Annotated in this window: 22 protein-coding genes; 13 read left to right on the plus strand and 9 right to left on the minus strand. The window is 72.5% G+C overall.

The window, feature by feature from the left end:
- Positions 1 to 38 precede the first annotated feature (38 nt).
- Positions 39 to 755 carry a 4'-phosphopantetheinyl transferase family protein gene (locus ACIHEJ_RS07780; RefSeq protein WP_400132990.1) on the minus strand — a complete coding sequence of 239 codons (717 nt, stop codon included), beginning with the start codon at positions 753 to 755 and terminating at the stop codon, positions 39 to 41.
- Between the two features lie 148 nt (positions 756 to 903).
- Here ACIHEJ_RS07780 and ACIHEJ_RS07785 point away from each other — a divergent pair, with 148 nt between their 5' ends.
- Entirely contained in the window at positions 904 to 1,725 is an 822-nt protein-coding gene (locus tag ACIHEJ_RS07785; RefSeq protein ID WP_400132992.1) for an SDR family NAD(P)-dependent oxidoreductase, read from the plus strand.
- A gap of 73 nt (positions 1,726 to 1,798) precedes the next feature.
- Here the strand turns inward: ACIHEJ_RS07785 and ACIHEJ_RS07790 are convergent, their stop codons facing one another.
- The 6 genes from ACIHEJ_RS07790 to ACIHEJ_RS07815 form a co-directional block, all read right to left on the minus strand.
- Positions 1,799 to 2,959, minus strand: coding sequence for an MAB_1171c family putative transporter (locus ACIHEJ_RS07790; protein ID WP_400132994.1), 1,161 nt, complete (start codon positions 2,957 to 2,959; stop codon positions 1,799 to 1,801).
- Complete coding sequence (locus tag ACIHEJ_RS07795; RefSeq protein ID WP_400132996.1) at positions 2,946 to 3,467, minus strand: regulator component; 522 nt, start codon at positions 3,465 to 3,467, stop codon at positions 2,946 to 2,948. Before ACIHEJ_RS07795 ends, ACIHEJ_RS07790 begins: the two co-directional genes overlap by 14 nt.
- A gap of 541 nt (positions 3,468 to 4,008) precedes the next feature.
- The gene (meaB, locus tag ACIHEJ_RS07800) at positions 4,009 to 5,013 is read right to left on the minus strand and encodes a methylmalonyl Co-A mutase-associated GTPase MeaB (protein WP_400132998.1); all 1,005 of its coding nucleotides are present in this window, start codon (positions 5,011 to 5,013) and stop codon (positions 4,009 to 4,011) included.
- 7 nt (positions 5,014 to 5,020) lie between these two features.
- Positions 5,021 to 7,195 carry a methylmalonyl-CoA mutase gene (gene scpA / locus ACIHEJ_RS07805; RefSeq protein WP_400133000.1) on the minus strand — a complete coding sequence of 725 codons (2,175 nt, stop codon included), beginning with the start codon at positions 7,193 to 7,195 and terminating at the stop codon, positions 5,021 to 5,023.
- On the minus strand, positions 7,195 to 8,994 hold the full coding sequence (locus tag ACIHEJ_RS07810) for a methylmalonyl-CoA mutase family protein (protein WP_400133002.1): 1,800 nt from the start codon (positions 8,992 to 8,994) through the stop codon (positions 7,195 to 7,197). Before ACIHEJ_RS07810 ends, scpA begins: the two co-directional genes overlap by 1 nt.
- Before the next feature lie 85 nt (positions 8,995 to 9,079).
- Positions 9,080 to 9,580, minus strand: a complete 501-nt coding sequence (locus ACIHEJ_RS07815; protein WP_400133004.1) for a MarR family winged helix-turn-helix transcriptional regulator — start codon at positions 9,578 to 9,580, stop codon at positions 9,080 to 9,082.
- A 131-nt stretch (positions 9,581 to 9,711) separates the two neighbouring features.
- Here ACIHEJ_RS07815 and ACIHEJ_RS07820 point away from each other — a divergent pair, with 131 nt between their 5' ends.
- Positions 9,712 to 10,227: a YceI family protein gene (locus ACIHEJ_RS07820; protein WP_400133006.1), complete on the plus strand. Its 516-nt coding sequence runs from the start codon at positions 9,712 to 9,714 to the stop codon at positions 10,225 to 10,227.
- A 9-nt stretch (positions 10,228 to 10,236) separates the two neighbouring features.
- Here ACIHEJ_RS07820 and ACIHEJ_RS07825 read toward each other — a convergent pair whose 3' ends face one another.
- On the minus strand, positions 10,237 to 11,946 hold the full coding sequence (locus tag ACIHEJ_RS07825) for a hypothetical protein (protein ID WP_400133991.1): 1,710 nt from the start codon (positions 11,944 to 11,946) through the stop codon (positions 10,237 to 10,239).
- Between the two features lie 249 nt (positions 11,947 to 12,195).
- Between ACIHEJ_RS07825 and ACIHEJ_RS07830 the strand changes: the two genes are divergently transcribed.
- The 5 genes from ACIHEJ_RS07830 to ACIHEJ_RS07850 all read left to right on the plus strand — a co-directional run bounded on the left by ACIHEJ_RS07830 (position 12,196) and on the right by ACIHEJ_RS07850 (position 16,682).
- The gene (locus tag ACIHEJ_RS07830) at positions 12,196 to 12,615 is read left to right on the plus strand and encodes a cell division protein SepF (RefSeq protein WP_400133008.1); all 420 of its coding nucleotides are present in this window, start codon (positions 12,196 to 12,198) and stop codon (positions 12,613 to 12,615) included.
- A 505-nt stretch (positions 12,616 to 13,120) separates the two neighbouring features.
- Positions 13,121 to 14,317 carry an AAA family ATPase gene (locus tag ACIHEJ_RS07835; protein WP_400133010.1) on the plus strand — a complete coding sequence of 399 codons (1,197 nt, stop codon included), beginning with the start codon at positions 13,121 to 13,123 and terminating at the stop codon, positions 14,315 to 14,317.
- Entirely contained in the window at positions 14,314 to 14,682 is a 369-nt protein-coding gene (locus ACIHEJ_RS07840) for a nucleotide pyrophosphohydrolase (RefSeq protein WP_400133013.1), read from the plus strand. The genes ACIHEJ_RS07835 and ACIHEJ_RS07840 overlap by 4 nt, the downstream gene beginning before the upstream one ends.
- A gap of 169 nt (positions 14,683 to 14,851) precedes the next feature.
- Positions 14,852 to 15,340 (plus strand): DUF6099 family protein, encoded by a 489-nt coding sequence (locus tag ACIHEJ_RS07845; protein ID WP_400133015.1) that lies wholly within the window; start codon positions 14,852 to 14,854, stop codon positions 15,338 to 15,340.
- Positions 15,341 to 15,758: 418 nt separating this feature from the next.
- On the plus strand, positions 15,759 to 16,682 hold the full coding sequence (locus ACIHEJ_RS07850) for an LLM class F420-dependent oxidoreductase (protein ID WP_400133017.1): 924 nt from the start codon (positions 15,759 to 15,761) through the stop codon (positions 16,680 to 16,682).
- A gap of 249 nt (positions 16,683 to 16,931) precedes the next feature.
- Here the strand turns inward: ACIHEJ_RS07850 and ACIHEJ_RS07855 are convergent, their stop codons facing one another.
- Positions 16,932 to 17,876, minus strand: a complete 945-nt coding sequence (locus ACIHEJ_RS07855) for a D-alanyl-D-alanine carboxypeptidase family protein (protein ID WP_400133992.1) — start codon at positions 17,874 to 17,876, stop codon at positions 16,932 to 16,934.
- A 181-nt stretch (positions 17,877 to 18,057) separates the two neighbouring features.
- Here ACIHEJ_RS07855 and ACIHEJ_RS07860 point away from each other — a divergent pair, with 181 nt between their 5' ends.
- The 6 genes from ACIHEJ_RS07860 to argF all read left to right on the plus strand — a co-directional run bounded on the left by ACIHEJ_RS07860 (position 18,058) and on the right by argF (position 26,100).
- Positions 18,058 to 19,026 (plus strand): hypothetical protein, encoded by a 969-nt coding sequence (locus tag ACIHEJ_RS07860; protein WP_400133019.1) that lies wholly within the window; start codon positions 18,058 to 18,060, stop codon positions 19,024 to 19,026.
- 117 nt (positions 19,027 to 19,143) lie between these two features.
- Positions 19,144 to 20,607: a 3' terminal RNA ribose 2'-O-methyltransferase Hen1 gene (locus ACIHEJ_RS07865; RefSeq protein WP_400133021.1), complete on the plus strand. Its 1,464-nt coding sequence runs from the start codon at positions 19,144 to 19,146 to the stop codon at positions 20,605 to 20,607.
- Positions 20,604 to 23,144 (plus strand): polynucleotide kinase-phosphatase, encoded by a 2,541-nt coding sequence (locus ACIHEJ_RS07870; RefSeq protein WP_400133023.1) that lies wholly within the window; start codon positions 20,604 to 20,606, stop codon positions 23,142 to 23,144. Before ACIHEJ_RS07865 ends, ACIHEJ_RS07870 begins: the two co-directional genes overlap by 4 nt.
- A gap of 167 nt (positions 23,145 to 23,311) precedes the next feature.
- Positions 23,312 to 23,509, plus strand: coding sequence for a hypothetical protein (locus tag ACIHEJ_RS07875; RefSeq protein ID WP_400133025.1), 198 nt, complete (start codon positions 23,312 to 23,314; stop codon positions 23,507 to 23,509).
- Positions 23,510 to 23,787: 278 nt separating this feature from the next.
- Positions 23,788 to 25,014: an arginine deiminase gene (locus ACIHEJ_RS07880; RefSeq protein WP_400133027.1), complete on the plus strand. Its 1,227-nt coding sequence runs from the start codon at positions 23,788 to 23,790 to the stop codon at positions 25,012 to 25,014.
- Positions 25,015 to 25,086: 72 nt separating this feature from the next.
- Positions 25,087 to 26,100 (plus strand): ornithine carbamoyltransferase, encoded by a 1,014-nt coding sequence (gene argF / locus ACIHEJ_RS07885; protein ID WP_400133029.1) that lies wholly within the window; start codon positions 25,087 to 25,089, stop codon positions 26,098 to 26,100.
- Positions 26,101 to 26,179: the final 79 nt, after the last annotated feature.

The raw sequence follows: 26,179 nt of genomic DNA on the forward strand, positions 1-26,179 counted from the left end.
GCCGCCCCGCTCCCCGCCGGTGTCGGCACCGTGCTCCCTCAGCCCTCGCCGGTGGTCGACGACGCCACGGCCACCGCGCCGGCGAACCCCTCGGGCACGTCCACGTCACTCACCGACCAGCCCGGCGGTGCGGCCGCCCGCGCCGGATCGGCTCCCACGTAGTCCCGCGCGACGCCACGCACGAGGCCGACGCCCAGTCCCTTGAGGCAGGCCTCCTTGCGGGCCCAGACCCGGGCGAAGGCCGCCGGCCGACGCGCCGCCGGCAGTCGCTCCAGCTCCGCGCTCTCGCGGGGGTGCAGACGTGCGCCGAGCCGCCGTGCCACCTCCGGGGCCGGCACGGCCTCGATGTCGACACCGACCGGGGCCGGGGCGACGGCGAGCAACGCGAGGTCACCGCAGTGCGACAGCGAGAAGTGCACCGGAGCGTCGGCGAGCGCGGGACGTCCGTGCGGGCCGCCGCACTCCGGGCAGGACTCCCGCACGAACCGCAGGCCGCCGGGCCCCGTCCCCAGCCGGTCCCCGAGAACCACCCGCAACGCCACGTGCGCCGTCACGTAGCACCGCCGGTCCTCCTGCCTGCGGAAGCCCGCGGCGCGCTCCTTCTCCTGCGCGTCCAGCACATCCGGCGCCAGCCGGAGCGCGGCCGGCCCCTGCCGGACCGCGTCCACCAGCCATACGGCGGCGGCCCCGCCGTCATGCGGCGAGACCCGGTGAGCGGGCGCCGCTCGGAGCAGCAGAGGGTGGGGCGATGTCACGGTGACTTCAGATCCTCCGTCGAGAGGCGCCGTAGGAGCGACGAGCGGGGCGGCGGTGTCTCAACATCGTCGGTGCCGAAGTCCCCGGCCGTCAGCCTTGTCTACGATCGAATCCGTTCTGTGATCTCGGACAGAGGGTCTAACAACTGTGACGGACAAGCGAGTTGTCATCGTGACGGGCGCGGGCTCGGGCATCGGCGAAGCCACCGCCCGGCTGCTCGGCGAGAGCGGTCACCACGTGGTCGTCTCCGGACGGCGGGAGGAACCGCTGCGGCGCCTGGAGAAGGAGACCGGGGCGTTGGCGCACCCCTCCGACGCGGGCGACCCCGCAGCCGTCGACGGTCTCGTCCGCGCGGCGCTGGACACCTACGGGCGGCTCGACGGGCTGGTGCTCAACGCGGGGATCGGGCGCGGCGGAGCGGCCGGCGACCTGTCGCTCGAGGACTGGGACGACGTCATGCGCACCAACCTCACCGGTCCGATGCTGCTCCTGCGCGCGGCGATGCCGCATCTGGTGCGGGCGCGGGGAGCGGTGGTCGGCGTCGCGTCGGTCTCCGCGCTGCGCAACGGCACGAGCAACGCCCCCTACGCCACGTCCAAGGCCGCCCTGCTGCAGCTGTGCCGTTCCGTCGCCGTCGACTACGGGCGTCAGGGAGTGCGCGCCAACGTGGTGTGCCCCAGCTGGATCAGGACCGAGATGGCCGACCGGCGCATGACGCGGTTCGCGCAGGAGGCCGGCCTGGGGGACGGCGGCAGGGAGTCCGCCTACGAGGAGGCGACCAGGCTGCTGCCCATGGGCCGGCCGGGCGAGCCCCGTGAGGTCGCGGAGGCGATCAGCTGGCTGATCTCCCCGGCCGCGTCCTTCGTCAACGGGGCGGTGCTCACCGTGGACGGCGGGGCCACGGCGATCGACCCCGGAACCGTCGCGTTCGACTTCCACATCGCGCCGCGGGACGACTCGGCACGCTGACCCCCGCCCGCTCGAGGGCGGTCTGCCGCACGGGCCTCGTCCGCTCCGCCGCCGGACTGCGCCGGCGGCCCCTTCAGGGGCGCCGCAGGCGCAGCGGGCCGGGCGCGATGACGGCTGGGCCGGCGGCGGGCGGCCACATGCGGGCGATCGCCAGCAGCGTCGCGGGGCTGCCGCGGTCGACACCGGGCAGCGGGCACGGAGCGGACGGTGCGGCGCCGGTGAGCTTGGCGCGCCGGGCCTCGCCCAGTGCCCCGGCGAGTGCCGCGGCCGCGAGCCGATCACCCCGCTGCCCCGCCTCCCCGGCCTGCCGAAGTGCCGTGTCGTACGCGCCCGGCCGGACGTACTGCTGCAGTTCCAGGAGCGCGTCGTACGTCTCGATGATCTGCCGGTGCGCCTGCAGTGCCAGTGAGGACCGCGGACGCAGCACCGCCCGCAGCCGGCTGCGCTGCGGGCCGGCGAGGGCCACCTGGGGGACCGCCTCGACAAGATCACGCCACAGTGGCCACAGCCGCCAGACGGTCCTCAGTGCCGTCGCGGCCCGGCCGAGGGCGGTGGCCGTCGGCACCAGCAGCGAGGCCGCGCGGAAGAGGCCGTGCACGCTGATGACGATGGACAGGTAGGGCATCAGGGGGAGGCCGGGCGCGTACAGGTGGAGGAGATACCCGAACCAGAAGAACAGGGCCAGGACGCTGCCCATCGCGAACACCCGCAGCGACCACACGAGGTCGCGGTCGTGCGTCCGCAGACTGTACGGCCAGCACACCACGACGGCGACGGCGTCCCCCGCCAGATGGGCGACGACGAGGAGCAACCAGTACAGGGACGAGGGAGTGGCCGGCCCCTGGGGAGCCGCCGGGGCGGCGGTCTGGTCGACGCCGAGCAGGTCCAGCGCCAGCAGCGAACCCAGCGCCGTCACCAGGCCCACGACCACCATGACGCGCTGGTGCCGGGCCCGGGTGGAGTCGACGATGAAGAGCAGCACCAGCCCGGCGCTCAGGACGCCGATCAGATTGCGCCCCAGTGCGACGGTGCGCGTGTCGACGCCGAGGTCCGCGCAGGCCGCCACCACCCTTGGCTGGAACAGGGTGATGGCGACGGTCGCGGCGAGGACGGTGAGCCACAGTCCCCGCTGTTGCGGAAGGCGCAGCGCGGGCCCCGCCCGCCAGACGAGGGCGAGCCACAGGGCGAAGACGCACGCCACCCCGACCCGGTCCGCCAGTTCAGTCGCCGTCATCGGCCGCCACCCCCAGGAAGGCGCCGAGCCGTCCCAGCGGGCCGGCCGCGCGACCCGCCTTCCCGGCGCTCTGGATCAGACTGGCGATCATCTCGGCTTCCTGCTCCTCGCTGGTCGTGTAGCTGGTCCGGCCCATGAGCCGCTTGATCGCGGACGGCTGGAGATCGCCGAGCGGCGGTACGGTCAGGTCCTCGGCCCTGCCGGTGACGCCCCGATGGTGGTCGCAGAGCACGTGACCGATCTCGTGCAGGATGATGTGCTGCCGGTGCAGGGGCGCCGTCCGGGCTTCGTAGAAGACGTAGTCGGCATCGTCCGTGCCCAGCCACAGCCCGCAGACCCCCGTCTCCGCGATCTGCTCCGGCAGCTCCCGCAGCACGAGCGGGCGTTCCCTGAGCTCCTCCACCCGCTCGAGCACCGCCTCGAAGGGGAGCGATCGCCGCACGCCGAGATCGCGCAGGATGGCCGAGCACCTGCGCTGCAACTCGACGTATTCACCGGTCTTCCTCACTTGCTGTCCTGACCTCCGTCCGATGAGGAGTTCCTTCGCCCAGAGATGGAGACACGACGAGGAGCGGCGGCGCCGACGACCGGCCGCGAGGTCCGCCCGGCTGTCCGCGGCCCGCCCACGCGTGGTTCTGCGCGGCGTCGTCACACGGTCTTCCGGCCCCCCGCGGACAGAGCCCGCCCCAAAGCTAACCGACCGTCAGCCCCTCGGAACAAGCCCGGCCCGCCCTGTCGCCGTCCTTTGGCTCAAACCCTTCCCCGCTGCCACGGGCTCCCACGGGACCCTGCGTGTGCCGGTGGCATGTACCGGCGTGAGGGCGGGCGAAGGCCGCGCACCGCGACGTTCTCGGGGTGGGAAAAGACGTGGCCGACGGCACGTCTGTGCGGAGCCCGCGAGGTGGGCCGCCGGGCGTTCCCGACGCGGCTCGCGCGGGTGCCGGGTCGTGCGTGGCCGGCGGCGTCCGGCACGGGCGGCCCGTGGAAGTCTTCGTGCGAGAGGGGGTGGCCCGCCGCGTTCGCCGGTGCGGCGGGCCCGGTACGGCGGCTCAGTCCCCGGCCGGGGGAGCCGTACGCCCCTCGAAGGCGGCCAGGATGCCTTCCGCCGCCAGCGTGGCGGTCAACTCGCCCGCCTTGACCTGCCGTTCGAGCTCCGGCGCGGCCTCGCGCACCGCCGGGTCGGCGTGCAGCCGGCCCAACAGCTCGTCGCGGACCATCGCCCAGGTCCAGTCGACCTGCTGGTCCCGCCGCTTGGCGGTGAGCCGCCCGGTGGAGTCGAGCAGCGTACGGTGCCGCTCCAGCCGCTCCCACACCGTGTCCAGGCCGGTGGACTCCCGGGCGCTGCAGTGCAGCACCGGGGGCGTCCAGAAGGCCTCCTTGCCGTGCATCAGGCGGAGCGCGCCCGCCAGTTCCCGGGCTGCCGCCCGCGCGTCCCGCTCGTGCGGGCCGTCCGCCTTGTTGACGGCGATCACGTCGGCCAGCTCCAGGACGCCCTTCTTGATGCCCTGCAGCTGGTCACCGGTGCGGGCCAGGGTGAGCAGCAGGAAGGAGTCGACCATGTTCGCGACCGCGGTCTCCGACTGGCCCACCCCGACGGTCTCGACGAGGATCACGTCGTAGCCCGCCGCCTCCATCACGACCATCGACTCCCGGGTGGCCTTCGCGACCCCGCCCAGCGTGCCCGCGCTCGGGGAGGGCCGTACGAAGGCGTGCGGGTCGACCGCCAGGCGCTCCATCCGGGTCTTGTCGCCCAGGATGGAGCCGCCGGTACGGGTCGAGGACGGGTCCACGGCCAGCACGGCCACCCGGTGCCCCAGCGAGGTCAGCAGGGTGCCGAACGCGTCGATGAACGTCGACTTGCCGACCCCCGGCACCCCGCTGATACCGATCCGCCGTGCCCGGCCGCTGTGGGGGAGCAGCTCGGTGAGCAACTCCTGCGCCAGCGCCCGGTGCTGCGGCCGGGTGGACTCGACGAGCGTGATGGCGCGGGCCACCAGGGCCCGCTTCCCGTCGAGCACACCCTTCACGTACGTGTCGAGATCGATCGCTGCCATGCGGGGGCTACAGGTCGTGGCCGAGGTCGGCCGACAGGCGCTTCACCAGGTCGTGGGCGGCGTCCGGGATCACCGTCCCGGGTCCGTACACGTCCGCGGCGCCCATCTCCAGCAGCGTCGGCACGTCCTGCGGCGGGATCACCCCGCCGACCACGATCATGATGTCCTCGCGGCCCTCCTCGGCGAGCTTCTCGCGCAGCGCCGGTACGAGCGTGAGGTGACCGGCGGCCAGCGAGGACACCCCGACCACGTGCACGTCCGCCTCGACCGCCTGCCGGGCGACCTCCTCCGGCGTCTGGAACAGCGGGCCGACGTCGACGTCGAAGCCGAGGTCGGCGAAGCCGGTGGCGATCACCTTCTGGCCGCGGTCGTGGCCGTCCTGGCCCATCTTGGCGACCAGGATGCGCGGCCGGCGCCCCTCGGCCTCCTCGAAGGCGTCCACCAGGGCACGGGTGCGGTCCACGGACGGCGACTGGCCTGCTTCGTTGCGGTACACGCCGGAGATCGTACGGATCTGGCTCGCGTGCCGGCCGTACACCTTCTCCAGGGCGTCCGAGATCTCGCCCACGGTCGCCTTGGCGCGGGCCGCGCGCACCGCCAGCTCCAGCAGGTTCTCGCTGCCCTCGGCGGCCCGCGTCAGCGCGTCCAGGGCGTCCCGGCACGCGGTCTCGTCCCGCTCCGCGCGCAGCCGCCGCAGCTTCTCGATCTGCTGGGCGCGTACGGAGGAGTTGTCGACCTTGAGGACCTCGATCTGCTCGTCGCTGTCCACCCGGTACTTGTTGACGCCGATGACCGGCTGCCGCCCGGAGTCGATGCGGGCCTGCGTCCGGGCCGCCGCCTCCTCCACGCGCAGCTTCGGGATGCCGGCGTCGATGGCCTGCGCCATGCCGCCCGCCTGCTCGACCTCCTGGATGTGCGCCCACGCCTTGCGGGCGAGGTCGTACGTCAGCTTCTCCACGTACGCGCTGCCGCCCCACGGGTCGATGACCCGGGTGGTGCCCGACTCCTGCTGGATGAGCAGCTGGGTGTTGCGGGCGATGCGCGCGGAGAAGTCCGTCGGCAGGGCGAGGGCCTCGTCGAGGGCGTTGGTGTGCAGCGACTGGGTGTGGCCCTGGGTCGCCGCCATCGCCTCGACGCACGTGCGTGTGACGTTGTTGAAGACGTCCTGCGCGGTCAGCGACCAGCCCGAGGTCTGCGAATGGGTGCGCAGCGAAAGCGACTTGGCGTTCTTCGGCTCGAACTGCGAGACCAGCTTGGCCCACAGCAGCCGGGCCGCCCTGAGCTTCGCGACCTCCATGAAGAAGTTCATGCCGATCGCCCAGAAGAACGACAGCCGGGGCGCGAACGCGTCCACGTCCAGGCCGGCCTCGCGTCCGGCGCGGAGGTACTCGACCCCGTCCGCGAGCGTGTAGGCCAGCTCCAGGTCGGCCGTGGCACCGGCCTCCTGGATGTGGTAGCCCGAGATGGAGATCGAGTTGTAGCGGGGCATCCGCTGCGAGGTGTACGCGAAGATGTCGGAGATGATCCGCATCGACGGCTTCGGCGGATAGATGTAGGTGTTGCGGACCATGAACTCCTTCAGAATGTCGTTCTGAATGGTCCCGGCCAGCTTCTCGGGCGGTACGCCCTGTTCCTCCGCCGCCACGATGTACAGAGCCAGCACCGGAAGCACGGCGCCGTTCATCGTCATCGACACGGTCATCTTGTCGAGGGGAATCCCGTCGAACAGCTGCCGCATGTCGTAGATCGAGTCGATCGCCACGCCCGCCATGCCGACGTCGCCGGTCACGCGCGGGTGGTCGCTGTCGTAGCCCCGGTGCGTGGGCAGGTCGAAGGCGACCGACAGGCCCTTCTGACCGGCCGCCAGGTTGCGCCGGTAGAACGCGTTGGACTCCTCGGCGGTGGAGAAGCCCGCGTACTGGCGGATCGTCCAGGGCTGGTTGACGTACATCGTCGGGTACGGGCCGCGCAGGTACGGCGCCATGCCCGGGTAGGTGCCGAGGAAGTCCAGGCCCTCCAGGTCACGCCCGGTGTACAGCGGCTTGACGCCGATGCCCTCCGGGGTCTCCCACAGCGGTTCCTCGGCGCCGGTCGCCTGCTTGACGGCCGCCCGCCACTCCTCCAGGGTGCCGTCGGCGACCGGGGTCCCCAGCTCGATGCCGGAGAAGTCGGGGATTCCCATCAGGACACTCCCATGCGGTCGAGGGTCGCGGACAGCACGTCCACTGCGTCGCAGCCCGCGAAGACGTAACGGTCGACACCGCGGTAGTCGCCGCGGCCCGCGAGGAACACGTGCCGGGCACCGGCCGCGCGCAGCGACTCGGCGGCCTGTTCGGCCTGTTCGGCGTACAGGGCGTCGCTGGAGCACAGCACGGCCTCGGTGGCGCCGCTGTCCTCGAAGGCGCCCTCGGTGACCGGCTCGATGCCGCCGGCCTGGAAGAGGTTGGCGGCGAAGGTCGCGCGCGCGGTGTGGGCGGCGGCCGGACCGAGCGTCGCGAGGTAGACGCGGGGCCGGGAGCCGGTCGCCGCCAGGTGGGCGTCGGAACGGGCGCGCAGTTCCTCGTACGCCTCGTCGCGGCGCACCCGCGGCAGCCCGCCGGACGGCGGCTCGGGCGCGGGCTCGCGCTCCACCGGCTTCTCCGCCAGCAGCGGGAACTCGCTGACGCCGGTGATGGGCTCGCGCCGCTTGGCGAGCTTCTTGGAGCGCTCCGCCCAGGTCGTCGCGAGGTCGGTGCGCAGCCGGCCGGAGCGCAGCACGGCCGCCTGGCCGCCGTCGCGTTCGACGGACCGGAAGTACTCCCAGGCCGCCTCGGCGAGTTCGTCGGTCAGCCGCTCGACGTACCAGGAGCCGCCCGCCGGGTCGATGACCCGGGCCAGGTGGGACTCCTCGATGAGGATGGTGGAGGTGTTGCGGGCGATGCGGCGGGCGAACGCGTCGGGCAGGCCGAGCGCGTGGTCGAACGGCAGCACCGTCACGGAGTCGGCGCCGCCGACCCCGGCCGCGAGTGTCGCGACCGTCGTGCGGAGCATGTTCACCCACGGGTCGCGGCGGGACATCATCACCGGTGAGGTCACCGCGTGCTGCACCTGCGCCCCGGGGGCTCCGCAGACCTCGGCGACCCGGGCCCACAGCCGGCGCGCGGCGCGCAGCTTGGCGACGGTCAGGAACTGGTCGGCGGTGGCCGCGTACCGGAACTCCAGCTGTCCGGCGGCCTGTTCGACGCTCATCCCCGCCTCGGTGAGCCCTCGCAGGTAGGCCACACCGGTGGCGAGCGAGGCGCCCAGCTCCTGCGCGGCCGAGCCGCCGGCCTCGTGGTACGGCAGCGCGTCCACGGTCAGCGCCCGCACGCCCGGCTGGGTCTCGGCGCAGCGCGCGGCCAGGCCGGCGTACGGCGCGAAGTCCAGCGGGGTGCCCGTGCGGGCCTCGTACCCGAGCGGGTCGCCGCCCAGGTTGCCGCGGGCGGCCTCGGCGGCCACGCCCTTGTCCGCGTACAGCCGCAGCAGCGCCTCGGCTGCCTGCTCGGTGTCCCGGCCGGCGTCCAGGACGACCGGCGCGAGGTCGAGGTAGACGCCCTCCAGGGCCCGGTCCAGCCCGTCGACCGGGATGCCGCCCTCGCCTAGCACCAGCCACAGGGAGGTGACGCCGTTCTCGAGGTCGGCCGTCACGGCGCCCTCGGTGAGCGCCGCGTGCCGCTGCCGTACGTCCCAGCCGCCCGCGGTGCCGCCCTCCGGGCGGCCGCCCCGCAGATACGGGGCGAAGCCCGGCAGGCCGGGGTCGGGCGCGCCGTCGCGCGCGGTGTACAGCGGCCGGGTACGCAGCCCGTCCTCGAGCGTGGTGGACAGGGCGTCCTCAGCTGCCGCGCCCGAGACTTCCTTGCCCGACTTGCGCAGCACGCCCTCGACCAGGCGTTGCCACTGCTCATGTGTCGCGTCAGGGAACTCGGCGGCCAGTGAGAGCCCGTCGTCAGGCAGGACCGTCATGGCTCGGATGCTAGGGCAGCATGCTCAAGTGAGTGCAGCGCAGGGCTTGTGAGGTTTCCCTCCTTGCGGTTGTGACCTGCGCCGCTCAGCAGCCGGACGGGCCGTCCTCCAGGGCGGGGACGAGCGCGCACAGGGCCGCGCGCTGCTCGGGGCCCATGGAGTCGGCGAGGGCCTGCCGGACGGTTCCGGCGAGCAGGGCGGAGGTCTCGCGCAGCAGCTCACGGGCCTTGTCGGTGAGGGCGACCTGGATGCCCCGCTTGTCGCCGCAGACCGATCCGCGGGTGACGAGACCCGCCCGCTGCAGACAGGCGATCTGGTAGGTGAGCCGGGTCTTGGGGCGGCCGAGCAGGTCGGCGACCTGGGTCATGCGCAGCCCCGGGCGGGGCTGTTCGGCCAGCAGGCACAGGATCAGGAACTCGTCGTGGGAGACGTCGAGCGTCTCCTTGACCTGCGACCGCAGCCGCTGCTCCACGGCGCCCGTCGCGGCCAGCAGGATCATCCAGGCGCGCAGCTCGCCGGGCAGCAGCCCGCTTCCCGCGGCGGGACATTCGAGCCGGTCGGGGGCGGACGCGTCGGATGCGGACATGCGTCGAGTCTACCCATTGTCAAAATTTGGACGAGTCAGTTGTCCAAAATTGGATGACAGGTTAGCGTGCAGACATCTAGGTCATCCAAATTTGAAGCACCCGGACAGTCACCCACCTCAGGAGTACGACCATGACCGTCGCCGTGCAGACAGGCACCTGGCAGCTCGACCCGACCGCGTCCACCGTGAGCCTGCGGCACAAGACCTTCTGGGGTCTGGTCACCGTGCAGGGCACCTTCACCGCCGTCACCGGTGCGGGCGAGGTCCGGCCCGACGGCTCGGCCACCGGCACCATCACCCTGGAGGCGGCCTCCCTGGACACGAAGAACGCCAAGCGGGACACCCACCTGCGTTCGGCCGACTTCTTCGACGCCGACCGGCACCCGGAGATCACCCTCTCCGTCGGCGGCACCGACCGCCTCGACGGCGACAGCGTGCGGGTCACCGGTGAGCTGACCGTGCGCGGCGTCAGCAGGCCGCTGTCCTTCCCCGCGCGCCTGGCCGGCGCGAGCGCGGAAGCGCTCACCCTGGAGGCGGAGTTCGACGTGGACCGCGCGGAGTTCGGCATGGGCTGGAACCAGCTGGGCATGATGCGCGGCCTGACCACGGTGACGGCCGCGCTGCGGTTCGCGCGCACGGCGGACTGAGCGGAGCGCTCAGCCCTTCAGGCCCAGCTCGGCGCGGCGCACGTCCCGGGTCGAGAGGGTCTGCGGAGCAGCCGTGAAGGCGCGCAGCCGGAGGTGCGTGTACGTCTTCAGGGGCAGCGGGTAGCGGCCCGAGGGCGCCCGCAGCTCGACGGTCGCCGTGCTGTGCGCGGGAATGGTGGCCGGGCCGCGCACCAGCGACCAGTACCGGTTCATGCCCTGGCCCGTGGTGAGCATGTAGTGCGGGGTGAGCGCGTCGCCACCGGTGTTGGTGACCCGCACGGTCAGTGCGGACAGCGAGTGCGCCGAGGCCCGCCGCGCCGCCGTGATGTCCATCCGCAGCGGCGGACCGCCCGTCGCCGCCAGACCGGCGCTCACCAGCGCCGGCGTCACCAGCAGCACGACGGCTGCGACCAGCGCGGGCCGGCGGCGCGGCCCGGCCATCCACCGGGGCCGCGGCTGCCAGGCGTGCGTGAACTCCGACAGGGGCACGGTGATCGCCGCCGCGAGCCACAGCGGCGTCATCATCAGGTAGTAGCCGTCCTGCGAGCGGGTCGCCAGATAGAAGGCGCACCAGGGCAGCACCGTCGCGGCCGGACCGAGCCGCCGGACGAACAGCACGAACAGCGCCAGCAGGGCAGCGGCGAGCAGCATGCTGGCATGGCCGTACCAGTCCAGCCGGTCGCTGCCGTGGGTGAAGTACAGCGAGATGTCCACCAGGCCCTGACCGTGCAGCACCGCGCCCTGGGTCAGCGGCAGCGCGATGCCCTCGAGCCAGGGGCCGGGCTCGCTCACGATGAAGTAGGTGTTGATCAGCAGCCAGGTCAGAGCCGCGACCCCGGTGATCCGCAGCAGCACCCGGGCGGCCTCCCGCCCGCCCAGCTCGCCCCGGCGCACGGCGTAGATCCCCGCCAGCAGGAACGGCGTGAGGAACCACGGAAGTTGCTGCGCCGCGCACGCGGCCCCGAGACACGCGGCCCGCGCGACGCCGGCCGCGCCCAGCCGGCCCCGGGCACCCAGCCGCGGCCAGTGCACCACCACCGGCACCAGCAGGACCAGGCCGACGATCGCCGGGTAACCCTGGCGGGCGTACATCGGCACGAAACCGAAGCCCAGACAGACCATCGTGGCCGCCGGGCGCCAGGGCACCGGCAGCAGCCGCCACAGCAGGACGGCCCCCGCGATCAGCACGACCGTCACCGCCGCCGTCGCCGGCGTGCCGTTGTGGCCCAGCCCCAGGAACGGCGCGGTGAGCAGCGCCGTCAGCGGGGGATAGCCGTACGTGAAGTCGTAACCGCCGGTGGTCAGCGCCGTCAGGGCGACGCCCTTGATGCGGAACAGCCACGGCCATGGATGGGCGTACACGTGGTGCCCGGCGACCATCTCCCGCGCGGCCTGCGTGGTGAGGACCGCCTCGTCGCCGCCGGCGTGGTTGAGCGCCCAGGTGCACAGGGTCAGGGCGATCGCGGTCACCAGGACCACCAGGTCCAGGCGGGCCAGTGAGCGCGTCCGGCGGACCGTCAGCGCGAGCACGCCGGTCACCAGGATGGACGCGTAACAGACGGAGATGACCCCGGCGAGCACCAGACGGTGCGTGGCCGCCTGCGTCCACACCGAGCGCGTACCGATGAAGAGGCTCACGTCGGCGAGCAACGTCAGGACACGGTGCCACTGCGCGGGGGCCTCGGGGGCCTCCGCGCGCCATACCCGGACGGCGGACACCGCCGACTGCGTCCGCCGGCCGGGTGTCACCTGTTGTGTTTCTGCCAAGTGCACGGCACCGGACGCTATCGGGGGCATGTGAGCGGCTCGTGGCGGGAGGTGAAGAGTCCGGTATGAGGGCGGTAAGAAGCGGGCGTATTCGCATATGTACCCCAGACCGTGAGGGGAGGGGAGCCACCGGATCTGTCGCGCACCGTGTCGCTGTTGGGCCGAACGGGTGACTTGGCGTAAGAATTGGCTGGTGCAGGCATGGAGTGCGAGTCAGGTCGGGGGGAGCCGGTGAACCGTTACGACGTCACCGATGAACAGTGGGAAGGGCTCGCCCAGGTCGTGCCGCTGCGGGGGCGGGACTCCTGGCCCTCGGCGGTCGACCACCGCTCGTTGCCGGACGCCGAGACAGAGACCCGGCGCCGTTTCGTGGTCCTGCGGGTCAACGTCTTCGCGGACGCCCGGGAAGTCGCCGAGACCCTGATGGCCGGCGTACCGGTCCTGCTCGACCTGTCCGGTGCGGAGGGCGAGGTCGCCAAGCGTGTCCTCGACTTCAGCACGGGCGTGGTCTTCGGCCTGGCGAGCGGGATGCACCGCGTCGACCGCAACGTCTTCCTCCTCACCCCACCCGGCACGGAGGTCAGCGGGCTGATGGAGGGGGCGGGGGTTTCGGGGGGCTGAGCGGGCATCGGGCACGGCGGCGGACGGGATGCCCGGCGCACGGCTGGACGGATGCTCGGGGCGTGGCCGAGGCGAGCCCCCGGCGCGACGGCCGGGTGTCCGGTGTGCGGCTGGGCGGTGTCCGGTGCGGCGGCCGGGCGGCCGGGCGGCTGTCCGGTGTGCGGCCGGGCGGGGGTCCCGGGCGTGGCCGAGCTGCGAGCCCCGGTGTGGCTGAGCGGGTGTTCGCCACCGCGGCCGATCTCGCGTCCGGTGCGGCTGCCGAGCACGTCCCGTGCCCGGCCGGCCAGGTCTCCGTACACCGGTGTTCCTGCGGGTGTTCCCGCCCGCGCGCCCGTCGCGGTTCTTCAGCCGGCCTTCCGTTCCGGCCCTTCGGTGTTGTCCGACCGGTGTTCCCGCCCGCTCCCGTACGTGTCCTTCAACCCGTGTTTCCGTGCCGTCCCCCGATCGTAGGAAGGTCCGGCGGGGAAAACGGTTCGGCGGGCCGGCGGAGTTCTACCGTCCGGTCATGGCCGTGCCTTCCGTGTCCGCTGAGCCCCCGGGGGTCGACGCGTCCGCCCCGACCGTCCCCCCGCAGTCCCGCGCGCCCCTCGACGTGCGGGCCCGGATCACCGAGTTGCGGCTCTCGGCCTTCGCCGGGCACCGGCGGGCCGGGTTCCCGCTGGGGCCGGTGACCCTGTTCGCCGGGGCCAGCGGGGCGGGCAAGACGACCGCGCTCACGGCCTTCGAGGCGCTCGCCCGGCTCGGGAGCGGCGCCCCGCTCGCCCGGGTGTTCCCGGACCCGGCCGCCTGTGTGCCGCAGCGGGCGCGCCCCGACGCCGAGGGCCGGCGGGGTTTCCGCATCGGGTGCACGGCCGACGGCGCCGAGGGGCCGGTCCGGCTCGATGTCGCCGTACAGGCCGAGCCGCAGCTCAGGATCGTCGGCGAACGACTCACCGCGGGCGGGCTCGTGCTGCTGGAGAGCGCGCTGCGCGACCCGGGGCGGCGCACCGTCCAGGCCGCCTGGCACACCGCCGGTTCGGCCCCGGTGACCCGCGCCCCGCTGCCCGACGACCGCCTGGGCACCGCCCTGTTGCCGCTGCACGTGGCCGGCAAGACGGACGGGCAGCGCCAGGTGCTTGCCGCGGCCGAGCAGATGGTCGTCGCGCTGCGGTCCGTGTTCCCCTGCGACCCCCGCCCGGACCGCATGCGCACGCCCGTCCCCATGGCCTCCGGCCGGTTGCTGCCCGGCTGCGACAACCTCGCCGACGTGCTGTGGCGCACCCGCGCGGAGTGCGGCCGCCGGCACGGTCTGCTGGTCGAGGCACTGGCCGCGGGCTGCGCCGGCCCGGTGACCGACCTGGCCGCCGAGCCGCTGTCCGACGGCACGCTGCGGGCGGTGCTCGACCGCGGCGACGGCTTCCGCACCGAACTGGCCCGGCTCGGCGACGGCGAACTGCGCTACCTCGCGCTGACCCTGGTCCTGCTGACCGGGCCGGGCGTGCTGGACGTGGACACCCCGGGTGAGGTGCCGGACGCCCTGCGCACCCTCACCGTCCTCGCCGACGGCTTCGACCGCGCTCTCGATCCGGACCAGCGCCGGGAACTGCTGCGGACGGCGGCCCGGATGGGCGAGCGCGGTCACATCCGCTGCGTGGGCGCGGTGAGCGACGCCTCATGGGCCGCGGGGGCCGCGGGCGTCACAGTGGTACACCTGGACGCGTGACGGAACCTCTCGACCTGGCCCGACTCCAGCGCAGGCTCGCCGAATTCGCGGCTGCACGGAACTGGCAGCCCTACCACACGCCCAAGAACCTGGTCACCGCCCTCTCGGTGGAGGCCTCCGAACTCGTCGAGATCTTCCAGTGGCTGACGCCGGAGGAGTCGGCCCGCGTCATGGACGACCCGGACACCGCGCACCGGGTGACGGACGAGGTCGCCGATGTCCTCGCCTACCTCCTGCAGTTCTGTGAGGTCCTCGGCATCGACCCGCTGACCGCTCTCTCCGCCAAGATCGACCGCAACGAGCGGCGCTTTCCCCTCCCGGGAGGGGAGGTCCGACCCGAGGGCGGGCAACAACCGGACTGCTGAACTCCGTTATCACACTGCGGAGTCAAAACGCCTGTCGAATCCGAATTGTTGTCCAGAGATTTCCGTTTACCTCTGGCTTTTCGCTCCACAGGCCCTCACTCTGGGTAGTGAACAAGAGAGTTCACAGGCGCACGTGCCACCGAGCACGGCGGACGGACGGGGGCACCGCATGGACGCGGTACGGCTCATCCTCATCAGCAGGCGCGCCCTGGCGGGTGGCGCCGACATGGCCGAGATGATGGCGGAGGTCTGGCAGGCACAGTCCCTGGCCCAGGCGATCGGCAGCCGGCTCGCGGTCTCCGGTCCGCCGGAGCTGCGCGGCGAGGCGCTGGGGCTGACGGAGCTGGCGGGCCGGGGCTGCGGAGTCCTGGACCCTCCCGAACTCGACCCCAAGGACCTGCGCGCCGCCCAGCTCACCGAGCTGGCCGACGCCCGCGAGACCCTGCTCTGCCTCGACGGACTGCTCGGCGAGGTGGGCATGGCCCTGGTCGGCATGGCCAGCGCGGCGGCCGACGAGACGACGTACTGGCAGTGCATGGAGGGCATCGACGCGGCCGACGAGTCCCGCGACCGCGTTCTGGAGATGCTGCGCAAGCTCGCCGCACGCGAGGAGGCATTACAGGAGAACGGCAACAGAAACAGCCCGTCCGGCGTCTGAGCCCCGGGGACTGCCGCACCGGAACCCCGGCTCCGGCCTGAACGGCCGTGGCCTCGGCCGAGGTCGGCTCCCTCGGCCGGGCCCCGGCCGCCCTGCTGATCCGTCCACGCCGGCAGATCCGCGTTCAGCGCGGCCATCAGCTCCTCCAGCAGCCCCTCCGGCTGACCGGCGGAGCCACTCTCCTCGGACATGACGGCCTCCTCGGCCCCGGGCCCGGCAGGGCCGGCACGCTGACGCGCGACGGCGGCCACCGCCCGGCGCGGGTGCCGGACGGTCCGGCTCCGACGGCCCAGCGATCATCACCCGAGTGTGTCACCGGTGCCCGGGCCCGCGGTGCATGAGGTTCACCCGACCGGAGACGGCCGTGCCGGGTGGTACCGGCGAGGTTGACGCGCGGCGCGGCGTGCAGGATAGGTGTATGGACCTTCGAATCTTCACCGAGCCCCAGCAGGGGGCCACCTACGACACGTTGCTCACCGTGGCGAAGGCCACCGAGGACCTCGGCTTCGACGCGTTCTTCCGCTCCGACCACTATCTCCACATGGGCGGCGCGGACGGCCTGCCCGGCCCGACGGACGCCTGGATCACGCTGGCCGGCCTGGCCCGTGAGACCGAGCGCATCCGCCTCGGCACCCTGATGACGGCCGGCACCTTCCGCCTGCCCGGCGTGCTGGCCATCCAGGTCGCCCAGGTCGACCAGATGTCCGGCGGCCGGGTCGAGCTGGGCCTCGGCGCGGGCTGGTTCGAGGAGGAGCACAAGGCCTACGGCATCCCGTTCCCGAAGGAGAAGTTCGCGCGGCTGGAGGAACAGCTCGCGATCGTCACCGGGCTGTGGGCGACCGAGGCCGGCAAGACCTTCGACTTCCACGGCACGTACTACGACCTCACCGAGTCGCCCGCACTGCCCAAGCCCGCCCAGCGGAAGGTCCCGGTACTCATCGGCGGCCACGGCGCCACCCGTACGCCGCGGCTGGCCGCCCAGTACGCCGACGAGTTCAACATCCCGTTCGCCTCGATCGAGGACAGCGAGCGGCAGTTCGGCCGGGTGCGTGCCGCCGCCGAGCAGGCGGGCCGCGCCGCCGGTGACCTGACGTACTCCAACGCGCTCGTGGCCTGCGTCGGCAGGGACGACCAGGAGGTCGCCCGGCGCGCCGCGGCGATCGGCCGCGAGGTCGAGGAGCTGAAGGAGAACGGCCTGGCCGGGTCCCCGGCCGAGGTCGTCGACAAGATCGGCCGGTACGCCGGGATCGGCTCGCAGCGGATCTATCTCCAGATGCTGGACCTCGACGACCTGGACCACCTGGAGCTGATCTCCTCGCAGGTGCAGTCGCAGCTGTCGTAACCCCGTACGGCGGGTGTCCCTCCCCGCTCGCCCTCAGGGCGGGGGAGGGAGCGGCGACCGACCGCGAGCCCTGCTGAGCCCGGTTCGCGGCCCCGGTCCGGGTGGATCGTGGTCGTCGTCGAGCTGCTGTCCGTGGCCCTGCCCGGCCCGGCGCCCCGGCCGGAAGCGCGATCTGCTGCGCCGGTCGGCGTGGACGGCGGGCGTGCCGGCGGGCATGAGGGGCCGCCGGCCCGCCGGGCGGTGAGACCGTCAGCCTCGCTGGGCGAAGCCGTGGTCGAGGATCTTCGCGGCGTCCTTGAACCGCTCGTCGGCCGTGGTGTCCGCGAGAATGGCGCCCACGACCGTCCTCGAACCCCGGGTCGCGGCGAACACCAGGCAGAACTTCGCCTCCGGGCCCGAACCGGTCTTCACACCGATCGCGCCCCGGTAGGAGCCGAGCAGCTTGTTGCTGTTCTTCCACGGCGGCATCGCGTGCGTGCCGCCGGCGGGCCGGTACGACTTCATGTCGTCGTACACCGGGGTGCCGGCGACCTGCCGGAACGTCTTGTTCTTCAGCGCGACCCCGGCCAGCTTGGCCAGGTCACGCGCGGAGGCGTAGTTGTTGCCGTTCGACACCCCGTCGAAGGAATCGAAGTGGGTGTTCTTCAGGCCCAGAGCGTGCGCCTCGGCGTTCATCTTCGCGATGAACGACTTGGTGCGCTGTGCCGTCGTCGACCCGGTGCCGTAGGTGTCCGCCAGCGCGTAGGCCGCGTCGCAGCCCGAGGGCAGCAGCAGCCCGTACAGCAGGTCGTGCACCGTCATCGAGTCGCCCAGGATGAGGTTCGCGCTGGAGTAGCGCTGGGTCTTCGAGACCGGGTCGATGACGTAGTCCGTGTACTCCTTCTTGATCTTCACCTTGTGGTCGAGCTTCACGCCTCGCTGCGAGAGCACGACGAGCGCGGTCATGATCTTCGTCGTGGAACCGGTGCGCAGCCGCCCGTCCGGCGCCTTGCCGAACAGCTGCTTGCCGGTGGCCGCGTTCATCGCGTACGCGCCCTCGGCCGACACCGTCGGTGCGGCGGCCTTCGCCGCCGTGGCCCGGGCCGGGGCCGCCGCCTGGGCCGGGGCGGCCGCGAGCACTCCCGCGCCCAGGACCGCGCCGGTCACCGCCGTGGCAACGACTCGTCCGCCCACTCGGGCTCCTCCGCGGAACATCATGGTTCCCCCTTCTGTCAGTGGTCAGTTGACGAGGAGTCACTCCATCAGGCCCCGACCCCTGTCGGCCATGGCGGAGATCACAAGATGTGCCTTCCCTGTGTCCGGATCGTGAGCTTTCCGTGCCGGAACTGTGGGCTCCGCCACAGCGTGCATGATCCGCTCCTGATCGGATGACCGGGTGCGCACAGTCCCCCGCAGACTCCTCCGCGAAGTCCTCCCGCTCGCCCTCACCGGCCTGCTGGCCCTCTCGGCCTGCCAGTTCACCGGCCACGGCGACGACAAGGCCGACGAGGCCCACCGCCTCAACACCATGAAGGCGTTCCCGCTGCACGCCTACCTGCCGGACCCGTCCTCGGACGAGGGGAGGACCATCGGCAAGGCCCAGTGGATCCTCGCCAAGCGCTGCATGGTCCGCCTGGGCTTCGCCGGCTTCGCGGCGCTCGACCCCGGTGCCGTCGACTCGACCTACCCCGTCCGGCAGGGCACGCTCGCGGACAGGAGCACGGTCGGTTCCGACGACAGCCCCTACGGCGTCGACGATCCCGAGCCCGCGTCGGAACACGGGTACCACAACCGCGCTCCCGAGGACTCCGCGCAGCCGCAGGAGTGGCCCGCCGACCAGTACACCGCCCTCACCGGCAGCTTCCGGTCCGGCGACAGCCACCTCGCCCACGGGAACCGCATCCCCGACGGCGGCTGCCTGGGACAGGCGACCCGGAAGATCTACGGCGCGCCGCCCGAGACGGTGAAGGCCGGCGGCCTGAAGGTCACCAGCTACTACTCGCTCGCCCTTGAACTGGGGTACCAGTCCCAGAAACAGGCGCGGAACGACCCGGCCTGGAAGAAGACCGAGCACGCCTGGTCCGCCTGCATGAAGAAGAAGGGCTTCCGCTACGCCGACCCGGACAAGGCGGCCACGGACTACGCCTGGTACCGCGACGACAAGCCGTCGGACAGGGAGAAGAGGACCGCGGCCGCCGACGCGCAGTGCAAGCTCGACACCGACTACATCCGCACCGCGCACGACCTCGAGACCCGACTGCAGAAGGCCGCCATCAGCAAGCACAGGACGGAGCTGGACCAGGTGCTCGCCGCGAACGCGCGAGCCGTCGAGAACGCCCGGACGATCATCGGCACGGCGTCGTGAGCGCGAGCGCCGGACCGTCGAAGAAGGACACCGGCCGTCGGCGGCCGGCCGGGGAGCGGTGAGAAAAACAGAGAAAACCGGTGGTCACGGGGGCGTGGGACCGGAAGACTCGGACGCGTGTTCCTGACGATCTCCACGAGCGGCGACGCCGCCCACCCGGCCACCGACCTCGGGTACCTGCTGCACAAGCACCCCGACAAGGCGCAGAAGTTCTCCACGTCCTACGGCACCGCGCACGTCTTCTACCCCGAGGCGGGGGACGAGCGCTGCACGGCCGCGCTGCTCATGGAGATCGATACGGTCGCGCTGGTCCGCCGCGGCAAGGGCAAGGGCCGCGGCGGCGCGCCCGACGCGGCGCTCGCCCAGTACGTCAACGACCGCCCCTACGCGGCCTCCTCGCTGCTCGCGGTCGCGCTGAGCGCCGTGTTCTCCAGCGCCATGCGCGGCGTGTGCACCGCCCGCCCCGAGCGGGCCGCCGCGCCGCTGCCGCTGCGCATCGAGGTGCCCGCGCTGCCCGCCCGCGGCGGCGCCGGTCTCGTCGGCCGGCTGTTCGAGCCGCTCGGCTGGTCCGTGACCGCCGACCCCGTCCCCCTCGACACCGAGTTCCCGGAATGGGGCGACTCGCGGTACGTCCGGCTCGTCCTGGAGTCGCGGACGCTGACCCTCGCCGAGGCGCTGCGCCACCTGTACGTGCTGCTGCCGGTGCTCGACGACGCCAAGCACTACTGGGTCGCCCCCGACGAGGTGGACAAACTGCTGCGCGCGGGCGAGGGCTGGCTGCCCGGGCACCCCGAGCAGAAGCTGATCACCAGCCGCTATCTGTCCCGGCGCTGGTCGCTGACCCGGCAGGCGACGGAGCGGCTGGAGCTGGTGCGGCTCGCCGAGGCCGACGACAGCGAGGTCGAGGAGATCGACAACGCGGTCGAGGAGGAGACGGAGGCGGAGGAGAAACCGACCCCGCTCGCCGTGCTGCGCAGGGACGCGATCGTCGCCGCGCTGCACGACTGCGGTGCCGCGCGCGTCCTCGACCTGGGCTGCGGCCAGGGGCAGTTGGTGCAGGCGCTGCTCAAGGACGTGCGGTTCACCGAGATCGTCGGTGTCGACGTGTCGGTGCGGGCCCTCACCATCGCCTCCCGGCGGCTGAAGCTCGACCGCATGGGAGAGCGGCAGGCGGCCCGGGTGCAGCTGGTCCAGGGTTCGCTCGCCTACACCGACAAGCGGCTGGGGGGCTACGACGCTGCCGTGCTCAGCGAGGTGATCGAGCACCTCGACCTGCCCCGGCTGCCCGCCCTGGAGTACTCCGTGTTCGGGCACGCCCGGCCGCGCGCGGTCCTCGTGACCACGCCGAACGTCGAGTACAACGTCCGCTGGGAGACCCTCCCGGCCGGCCATGTCCGGCACGGCGACCACCGCTTCGAGTGGACCCGCGAGGAGTTCCGTGCCTGGGCGGCGACGGTCGCCGCACGGCACGGGTACGACGTGGAGTTCCGGCCCGTCGGCCCCGAGGACCCCGAGGTGGGTCCGCCCACCCAGATGGCAGTGTTCACGCTCACGACCGAGAAGGAGGCGAAGGCAGCATGACCGAGACGCGCACGGGACGGGTCCTCCCCGTCACCGACCTCTCCCTCGTCGTCCTCGTCGGCGCCTCCGGCTCCGGCAAGTCCACGTTCGCCCGCCGGCACTTCAAGCCCACCGAGGTGATCTCCTCCGACTTCTGCCGGGGACTGGTCAGCGACGACGAGAACGACCAGAGCGCCACCCGGGACGCGTTCGACGTCCTGCACTACATCGCCGGCAAGCGGCTGGCCGCCGGCCGGCGTACCGTCGTCGACGCCACCAGCGTGCAGCAGGACGCCCGGCGGCAGCTGGTCGAACTGGCGAAGAAGTACGACGTGCTGCCCATCGCCATCGTGCTGGACGTACCGGAGGAGGTGTGCGCCGAGCGGAACGCGGCCCGCACCGACCGAGCCGACATGCCCCGCCGGGTCATCCAGCGGCACATCCGTGAACTGCGCCGCTCGCTGCGGCACCTGGAGCGCGAGGGCTTCCGCAAGGTGCACGTCCTGCGTGGGGTGGCGGAGGCCGAGCACGCCACCGTCGTCACCGAGAAACGGTACAACGACCTGACCCATCTGACCGGCCCCTTCGACATCATCGGCGACGTCCACGGCTGCTCCGCCGAACTGGAGGCGCTGCTCGGCGAGCTGGGCTACACCGACGGCGTGCACCCGGCGGGCCGTACCGCCGTCTTCGTCGGTGACCTCGTCGACCGCGGCCCCGACAGCCCGGGCGTGCTGCGCCGCGTGATGTCGATGGTGAAGTCGGGCAACGCCCTGTGCGTGCCCGGCAACCACGAGAACAAGTACGGGCGCCACCTCAAGGGCCGCAACGTCCGGCACACCCACGGGCTCGCCGAGACCATCGCTCAGATGGAGGGGGAGAGCGAGGAGTTCAAGGCCGAGGTCCGGCAGTTCCTCGACGGGCTCGTCAGCCACTACGTCCTCGACGGCGGCAGGCTGGTCGTCTGCCACGCCGGCCTGCCCGAGAAGTACCACGGCCGCACCTCGGGCCGCGTCCGCAGCCACGCCCTGTACGGCGACACCACCGGTGAGACCGACGAGTTCGGGCTGCCGGTGCGCTACCCGTGGGCGGAGGACTACCGGGGCCGGGCGGCGGTGGTCTACGGGCACACCCCGGTCCCGGAGGCGAGCTGGCTCAACAACACCATCTGCCTGGACACCGGGGCCGTCTTCGGCGGCAAGCTGACCGCGCTGCGCTGGCCGGAGCGCGAGCTGGTGGACGTACCGGCCGAGCGGGTCTGGTACGAGCCGGCGAAGCCGCTGCGCTCCGAGGCGCCCGGCGGGCAGGACGGACGCCCGCTGGACCTGGCGGACGTGCACGGCCGCAGGGCCGTGGAGACCCGGCACGCCGGCCGGGTGGCGATCCGTGAGGAGAACGCGGCGGCGGCCCTGGAGGTCATGAGCCGTTTCGCCACCGACCCGCGCCTGCTGCCGTACCTGCCGCCGACCATGGCGCCCACGGCGACCTCGCAGGTCGAGGGCTACCTGGAGCATCCGGTGGAGGCCTTCGCGCAGTACGCCGCGGACGGGGTCGCGCGGGTCGTGTGCGAGGAGAAGCACATGGGGTCGCGAGCCGTGGCCCTGGTGTGCCGGGACGCGGAGGCGGCTCGCGGGCGGTTCGGTGCGGCAGGCCCCACCGGGTCGCTGTACACCCGTACCGGCCGGCCGTTCTTCGACGACGAGCAGGTGACCGAGGAGATCCTCGGCCGGCTGCGCTCGGCGGTCACGGACGCCGGGCTCTGGGACGAACTGGCCACGGACTGGCTGCTGCTGGACGCCGAGTTGATGCCCTGGTCGCTGAAGGCCTCGGGTCTGCTGCGCAGCCAGTACGCGGCCGTCGGCGCCGCGTCCGGCGCGGTGTTCCCGGGCGCGCTGGCCGCGCTGGACGCCGCCTCGGCCCGGGGCGTCGACGTCACCGGCCTGCGCGACCGGCAGCGGGAACGCGCCGCCGACGCCGCCGCGTTCACCGACGCCTACCGCCGTTACTGCTGGACCACCGACGGGCTGGAAGGGGTCCGGCTGGCCCCGTTCCAGATCCTGGCCGCCCAGGGCCGCAGCCTCGCCGCGCTGCCGCACGACGAGCAGCTGGCCCTGATCGACCGGCTGGTGGAGCACGACGGCACCGGACTGCTGCAGACCACCCGGCGGCTGTGCGTCGACACGGGTGACCCCGAGTCGGTGCGCGCCGGCGTCGACTGGTGGCTGGAGATGACCGGCCGGGGCGGCGAGGGCATGGTCGTCAAGCCGGTCGCCGCGCTGGTCCGCAACCAGGAGGGCCGGCTGGTGCAGCCCGGCATCAAGTGCCGGGGCCGGGAGTACCTGAGGATCATCTACGGCCCCGAGTACACCCGCCCGGACAACCTCGCCCGGCTGCGGCAGCGGTTCCTGAACCACAAGCGGTCCCTGGCCCTGCGCGAGTACGCCCTCGGCCTGGAGGCCCTGGACCGGCTCGCGGACGGTGAGCCGCTGTGGCGGGTGCACGAGGCCGTCTTCGGGGTGCTGGCCCTGGAGTCGGAGCCGGTGGACCCGCGGTTGTAGACGCCGCCCGGCCGTCCGTCACCTGGCGGCCCGGGCGAACGGTGCTGCCCTCGCCTCCGAGGGCAGTCGGCCACGACGGCGCAACCAGCAGCCTCGAACCGGCACGCGCACGTCCAGGACGGACACCCGACCCACCCGCGTCCCCCGCCGGTGTCGAGAGGCTGGCCGTGGCCCTGGCCGAAGGGGCCCGGTTCCAGGTGATTCCCGGGCTGATCGCCCAGCGACTCCGGGGCGGGCACGCCTGGGCGGTAGGCCCCCGCGAGTACGAGATCCATGACTGGAGCGATCGGTCCGCGCTCGTCGTGAACGCGCACACCGTCGATTCGAGCGGCACCGTCGGCTCCGTGTGGCAGCAGCGCCGGTAGCGCTGGAACGGCGCCGACGTGCTGCTGACCGCGTTGGAGCCGGCCCGCCGGATCTACCTGATCAAGCCGCCGCCGAAGCGCTGACCCACCGCCCCGGTGCCCCCGGCGGCGACCACGAGATCCATGCGGCTGCGCGGGGACAGCGGCGGGCTGTTCTGCGGTGATCGGCGCCTCGGCCGGTTCATGCCTGGAACTCGGTGAGGTCCGGACGAAAAATACAAGCACCGGAAACGGTCGAGAAGGGCGTGAAGGCAGGCGGTGACGGCCAGGATGGAGGCATGACCTACCACGTCGACTCGGAGGCCGGGCGGTTGCGCCGTGTGATCCTGCACCGGCCCGACCTGGAGCTCAAAAGGCTCACCCCCAGCAACAAGGACGCCCTGCTCTTCGACGACGTGCTGTGGGTGCGCCGGGCGCGCGCCGAGCACGACGGCTTCGCCGACGTCCTGCGCGACCGCGGGGTCGCCGTGCACCTCTTCGGCGATCTGCTCGCCGAGACCCTGGAACTGCCCGAGGCCCGCACCCTCGTCCTCGACCGGGTCTTCGACGAGAAGGAGTACGGCCCCCTCGCCACCGACCATCTGCGCGCCGCCTTCGAGACCCTGCCCGCGCGGGAGCTGGCGGAGGCGCTGGTGGGCGGCATGACCAAGCGGGAGTTCCTGGAGGCGCACGCGGAGCCGACGTCCGTCCGCTTCCATGTGATGGACCTCGACGACTTCCTGCTCGGGCCCCTGCCGAACCACCTCTTCACCCGAGACACCTCCGCCTGGGTCTACGACGGGGTCGCGATCAACGCCATGCGGCTGCCCGCCCGGCAGCGCGAGAGCGTCCACTTCGAGGCGATCTACCGGCACCACCCGCTGTTCCGTGACGAAACGTTCCGCGTCTGGTCCCGGGGGCAGGCCGACCACCCCTCCACCATCGAGGGCGGCGACGTCCTGGTGATCGGCAACGGCGCCGTGCTCATCGGGATGAGCGAGCGCACCACCCCGCAGGCCGTGGAGATGCTCGCGCACGAGCTCTTCGCGGCCGGCTCGGCGCGCACGATCGTCGCGCTCGACATGCCCAAACGGCGCGCCTTCATGCACCTCGACACCGTGATGACCATGGTCGACGGCGACACCTTCACCCAGTACGCCGGGCTCGGCATGCTGCGCTCGTACACCATTGAGCCCGGCGTCGGCGAGCGGGAGCTGAAGGTCACCGACCATCCGCCGGAGCACATGCACCGAGCGATCGCCGCCGCCCTCGGCCTGGGGGAGATCCGCGTGCTGACCGCCACGCAGGACGTGCACGCCGCCGAGCGGGAGCAGTGGGACGACGGCTGCAACGTGCTCGCGGTCGAGCCCGGAGTGGTGGTCGCCTACGAGCGGAACTCCACCACCAACACCCATCTGCGCAAGCGGGGCATCGAGGTGATCGAGATCCCGGGCAGCGAGCTGGGACGGGGCAGGGGCGGTCCCCGGTGCATGAGCTGTCCCGTGGAGCGGGACGCCGTCCAGTGATGCTGTATATAAATGTGAAGGGTCGTATAGACTTACGGAGTCCTTTGCCGCCGTACCTCTGGAGCGCCCCCCATGGCGACAGTCCCGACCGCCGCCCTCGCCGGCCGCCACTTCCTCAAGGAGCTGGACTTCAGCGCGGAGGAGCTGCGCGGCCTGGTCGAGCTGGCGGCCGAGCTGAAGGCCGCCAAGAAGGCCGGGACCGAGACGCAGTACCTGCGCGGCCGTAACATCGCGCTGATCTTCGAGAAGACCTCGACGCGCACCCGGTGCGCGTTCGAGGTGGCCGCCGCCGACCAGGGCGCCTCCACCACGTACCTCGACCCTTCCGGCTCGCAGATCGGGCACAAGGAGTCCGTGCGGGACACCGCCCGCGTCCTCGGCCGGATGTTCGACGGCATCGAGTACCGCGGCGACAGCCAGGCCAAGGTCGAGGAGCTGGCCGCATACGCAGGCGTGCCGGTCTACAACGGCCTCACCGACGACTGGCACCCCACCCAGATGCTCGCCGACGTGCTCACCATGACCGAGCACAGCGCCCGGCCGCTGACGGAGACCGCCTTCGCCTACCTCGGCGACGCCCGCTTCAACATGGGCAACTCCTACCTGGTCACCGGCGCCCTGCTCGGCATGGACGTGCGGATCGTCGCCCCGAAGTCCTACTGGCCCGCCCAGGAGATCGTCGACCGCGCCCAGGAACTGGCCGCGTCCAGCGGTGCCCGGATCACCCTCACCGAGGACGTGGCGGAGGGGGTGGCGGGCGCCGGCTTCGTCGCCACCGACGTCTGGGTCTCCATGGGGGAGCCCAAGGAGGTCTGGGCCGAGCGGATCGAGGCACTGGCGCCGTACGCCGTGACCATGGACGTCCTGCGCGCCACCGGCAACCCGGACGTGAAGTTCCTGCACTGCCTGCCGGCCTTCCACGACCTCGGCACCAAGGTGGGGCAGGAGATCCACGCGACCTACGGCCTGACCTCGCTCGAGGTCACGGACGAGGTGTTCGAGTCCGCCCACTCGGTCGTCTTCGACGAGGCCGAGAACCGCCTGCACACCATCAAGGCGGTGCTGGTCGCCACACTCGCCCGGTAACCCCTGGTCCACGCCCCCGACCAGCCCTTATCCTGGCCGACGGCCCGGAATCACCCATTCCGGCCGTCGCCGCGACCCC

This window comes from Streptomyces sp. NPDC052301, from assembly GCF_044593395.1.
GTDB lineage: Bacteria > Actinomycetota > Actinomycetes > Streptomycetales > Streptomycetaceae > Streptomyces.

Excerpts from the sequence above, each read along its gene's own strand:
- ACIHEJ_RS07790 (WP_400132994.1), bottom strand. The coding sequence starts at position 2,959 with ATGACGGCGACTGAACTGGCGGACCGGGTCGGGGTGGCGTGCGTCTTC.
- meaB (WP_400132998.1), bottom strand. The coding sequence starts at position 5,013 with ATGGCAGCGATCGATCTCGACACGTACGTGAAGGGTGTGCTCGACGGG.
- scpA (WP_400133000.1), bottom strand. The coding sequence starts at position 7,195 with ATGGGAATCCCCGACTTCTCCGGCATCGAGCTGGGGACCCCGGTCGCC.
- ACIHEJ_RS07810 (WP_400133002.1), bottom strand. The coding sequence starts at position 8,994 with ATGACGGTCCTGCCTGACGACGGGCTCTCACTGGCCGCCGAGTTCCCT.
- ACIHEJ_RS07815 (WP_400133004.1), bottom strand. The coding sequence starts at position 9,580 with ATGTCCGCATCCGACGCGTCCGCCCCCGACCGGCTCGAATGTCCCGCC.
- ACIHEJ_RS07820 (WP_400133006.1), top strand. The coding sequence starts at position 9,712 with ATGACCGTCGCCGTGCAGACAGGCACCTGGCAGCTCGACCCGACCGCG.
- ACIHEJ_RS07830 (WP_400133008.1), top strand. The coding sequence starts at position 12,196 with ATGGAGTGCGAGTCAGGTCGGGGGGAGCCGGTGAACCGTTACGACGTC.
- ACIHEJ_RS07835 (WP_400133010.1), top strand. The coding sequence starts at position 13,121 with ATGGCCGTGCCTTCCGTGTCCGCTGAGCCCCCGGGGGTCGACGCGTCC.
- ACIHEJ_RS07845 (WP_400133015.1), top strand. The coding sequence starts at position 14,852 with ATGGACGCGGTACGGCTCATCCTCATCAGCAGGCGCGCCCTGGCGGGT.
- ACIHEJ_RS07850 (WP_400133017.1), top strand. The coding sequence starts at position 15,759 with ATGGACCTTCGAATCTTCACCGAGCCCCAGCAGGGGGCCACCTACGAC.
- ACIHEJ_RS07855 (WP_400133992.1), bottom strand. The coding sequence starts at position 17,876 with ATGTTCCGCGGAGGAGCCCGAGTGGGCGGACGAGTCGTTGCCACGGCG.
- ACIHEJ_RS07870 (WP_400133023.1), top strand. The coding sequence starts at position 20,604 with ATGACCGAGACGCGCACGGGACGGGTCCTCCCCGTCACCGACCTCTCC.
- ACIHEJ_RS07880 (WP_400133027.1), top strand. The coding sequence starts at position 23,788 with ATGACCTACCACGTCGACTCGGAGGCCGGGCGGTTGCGCCGTGTGATC.
- argF (WP_400133029.1), top strand. The coding sequence starts at position 25,087 with ATGGCGACAGTCCCGACCGCCGCCCTCGCCGGCCGCCACTTCCTCAAG.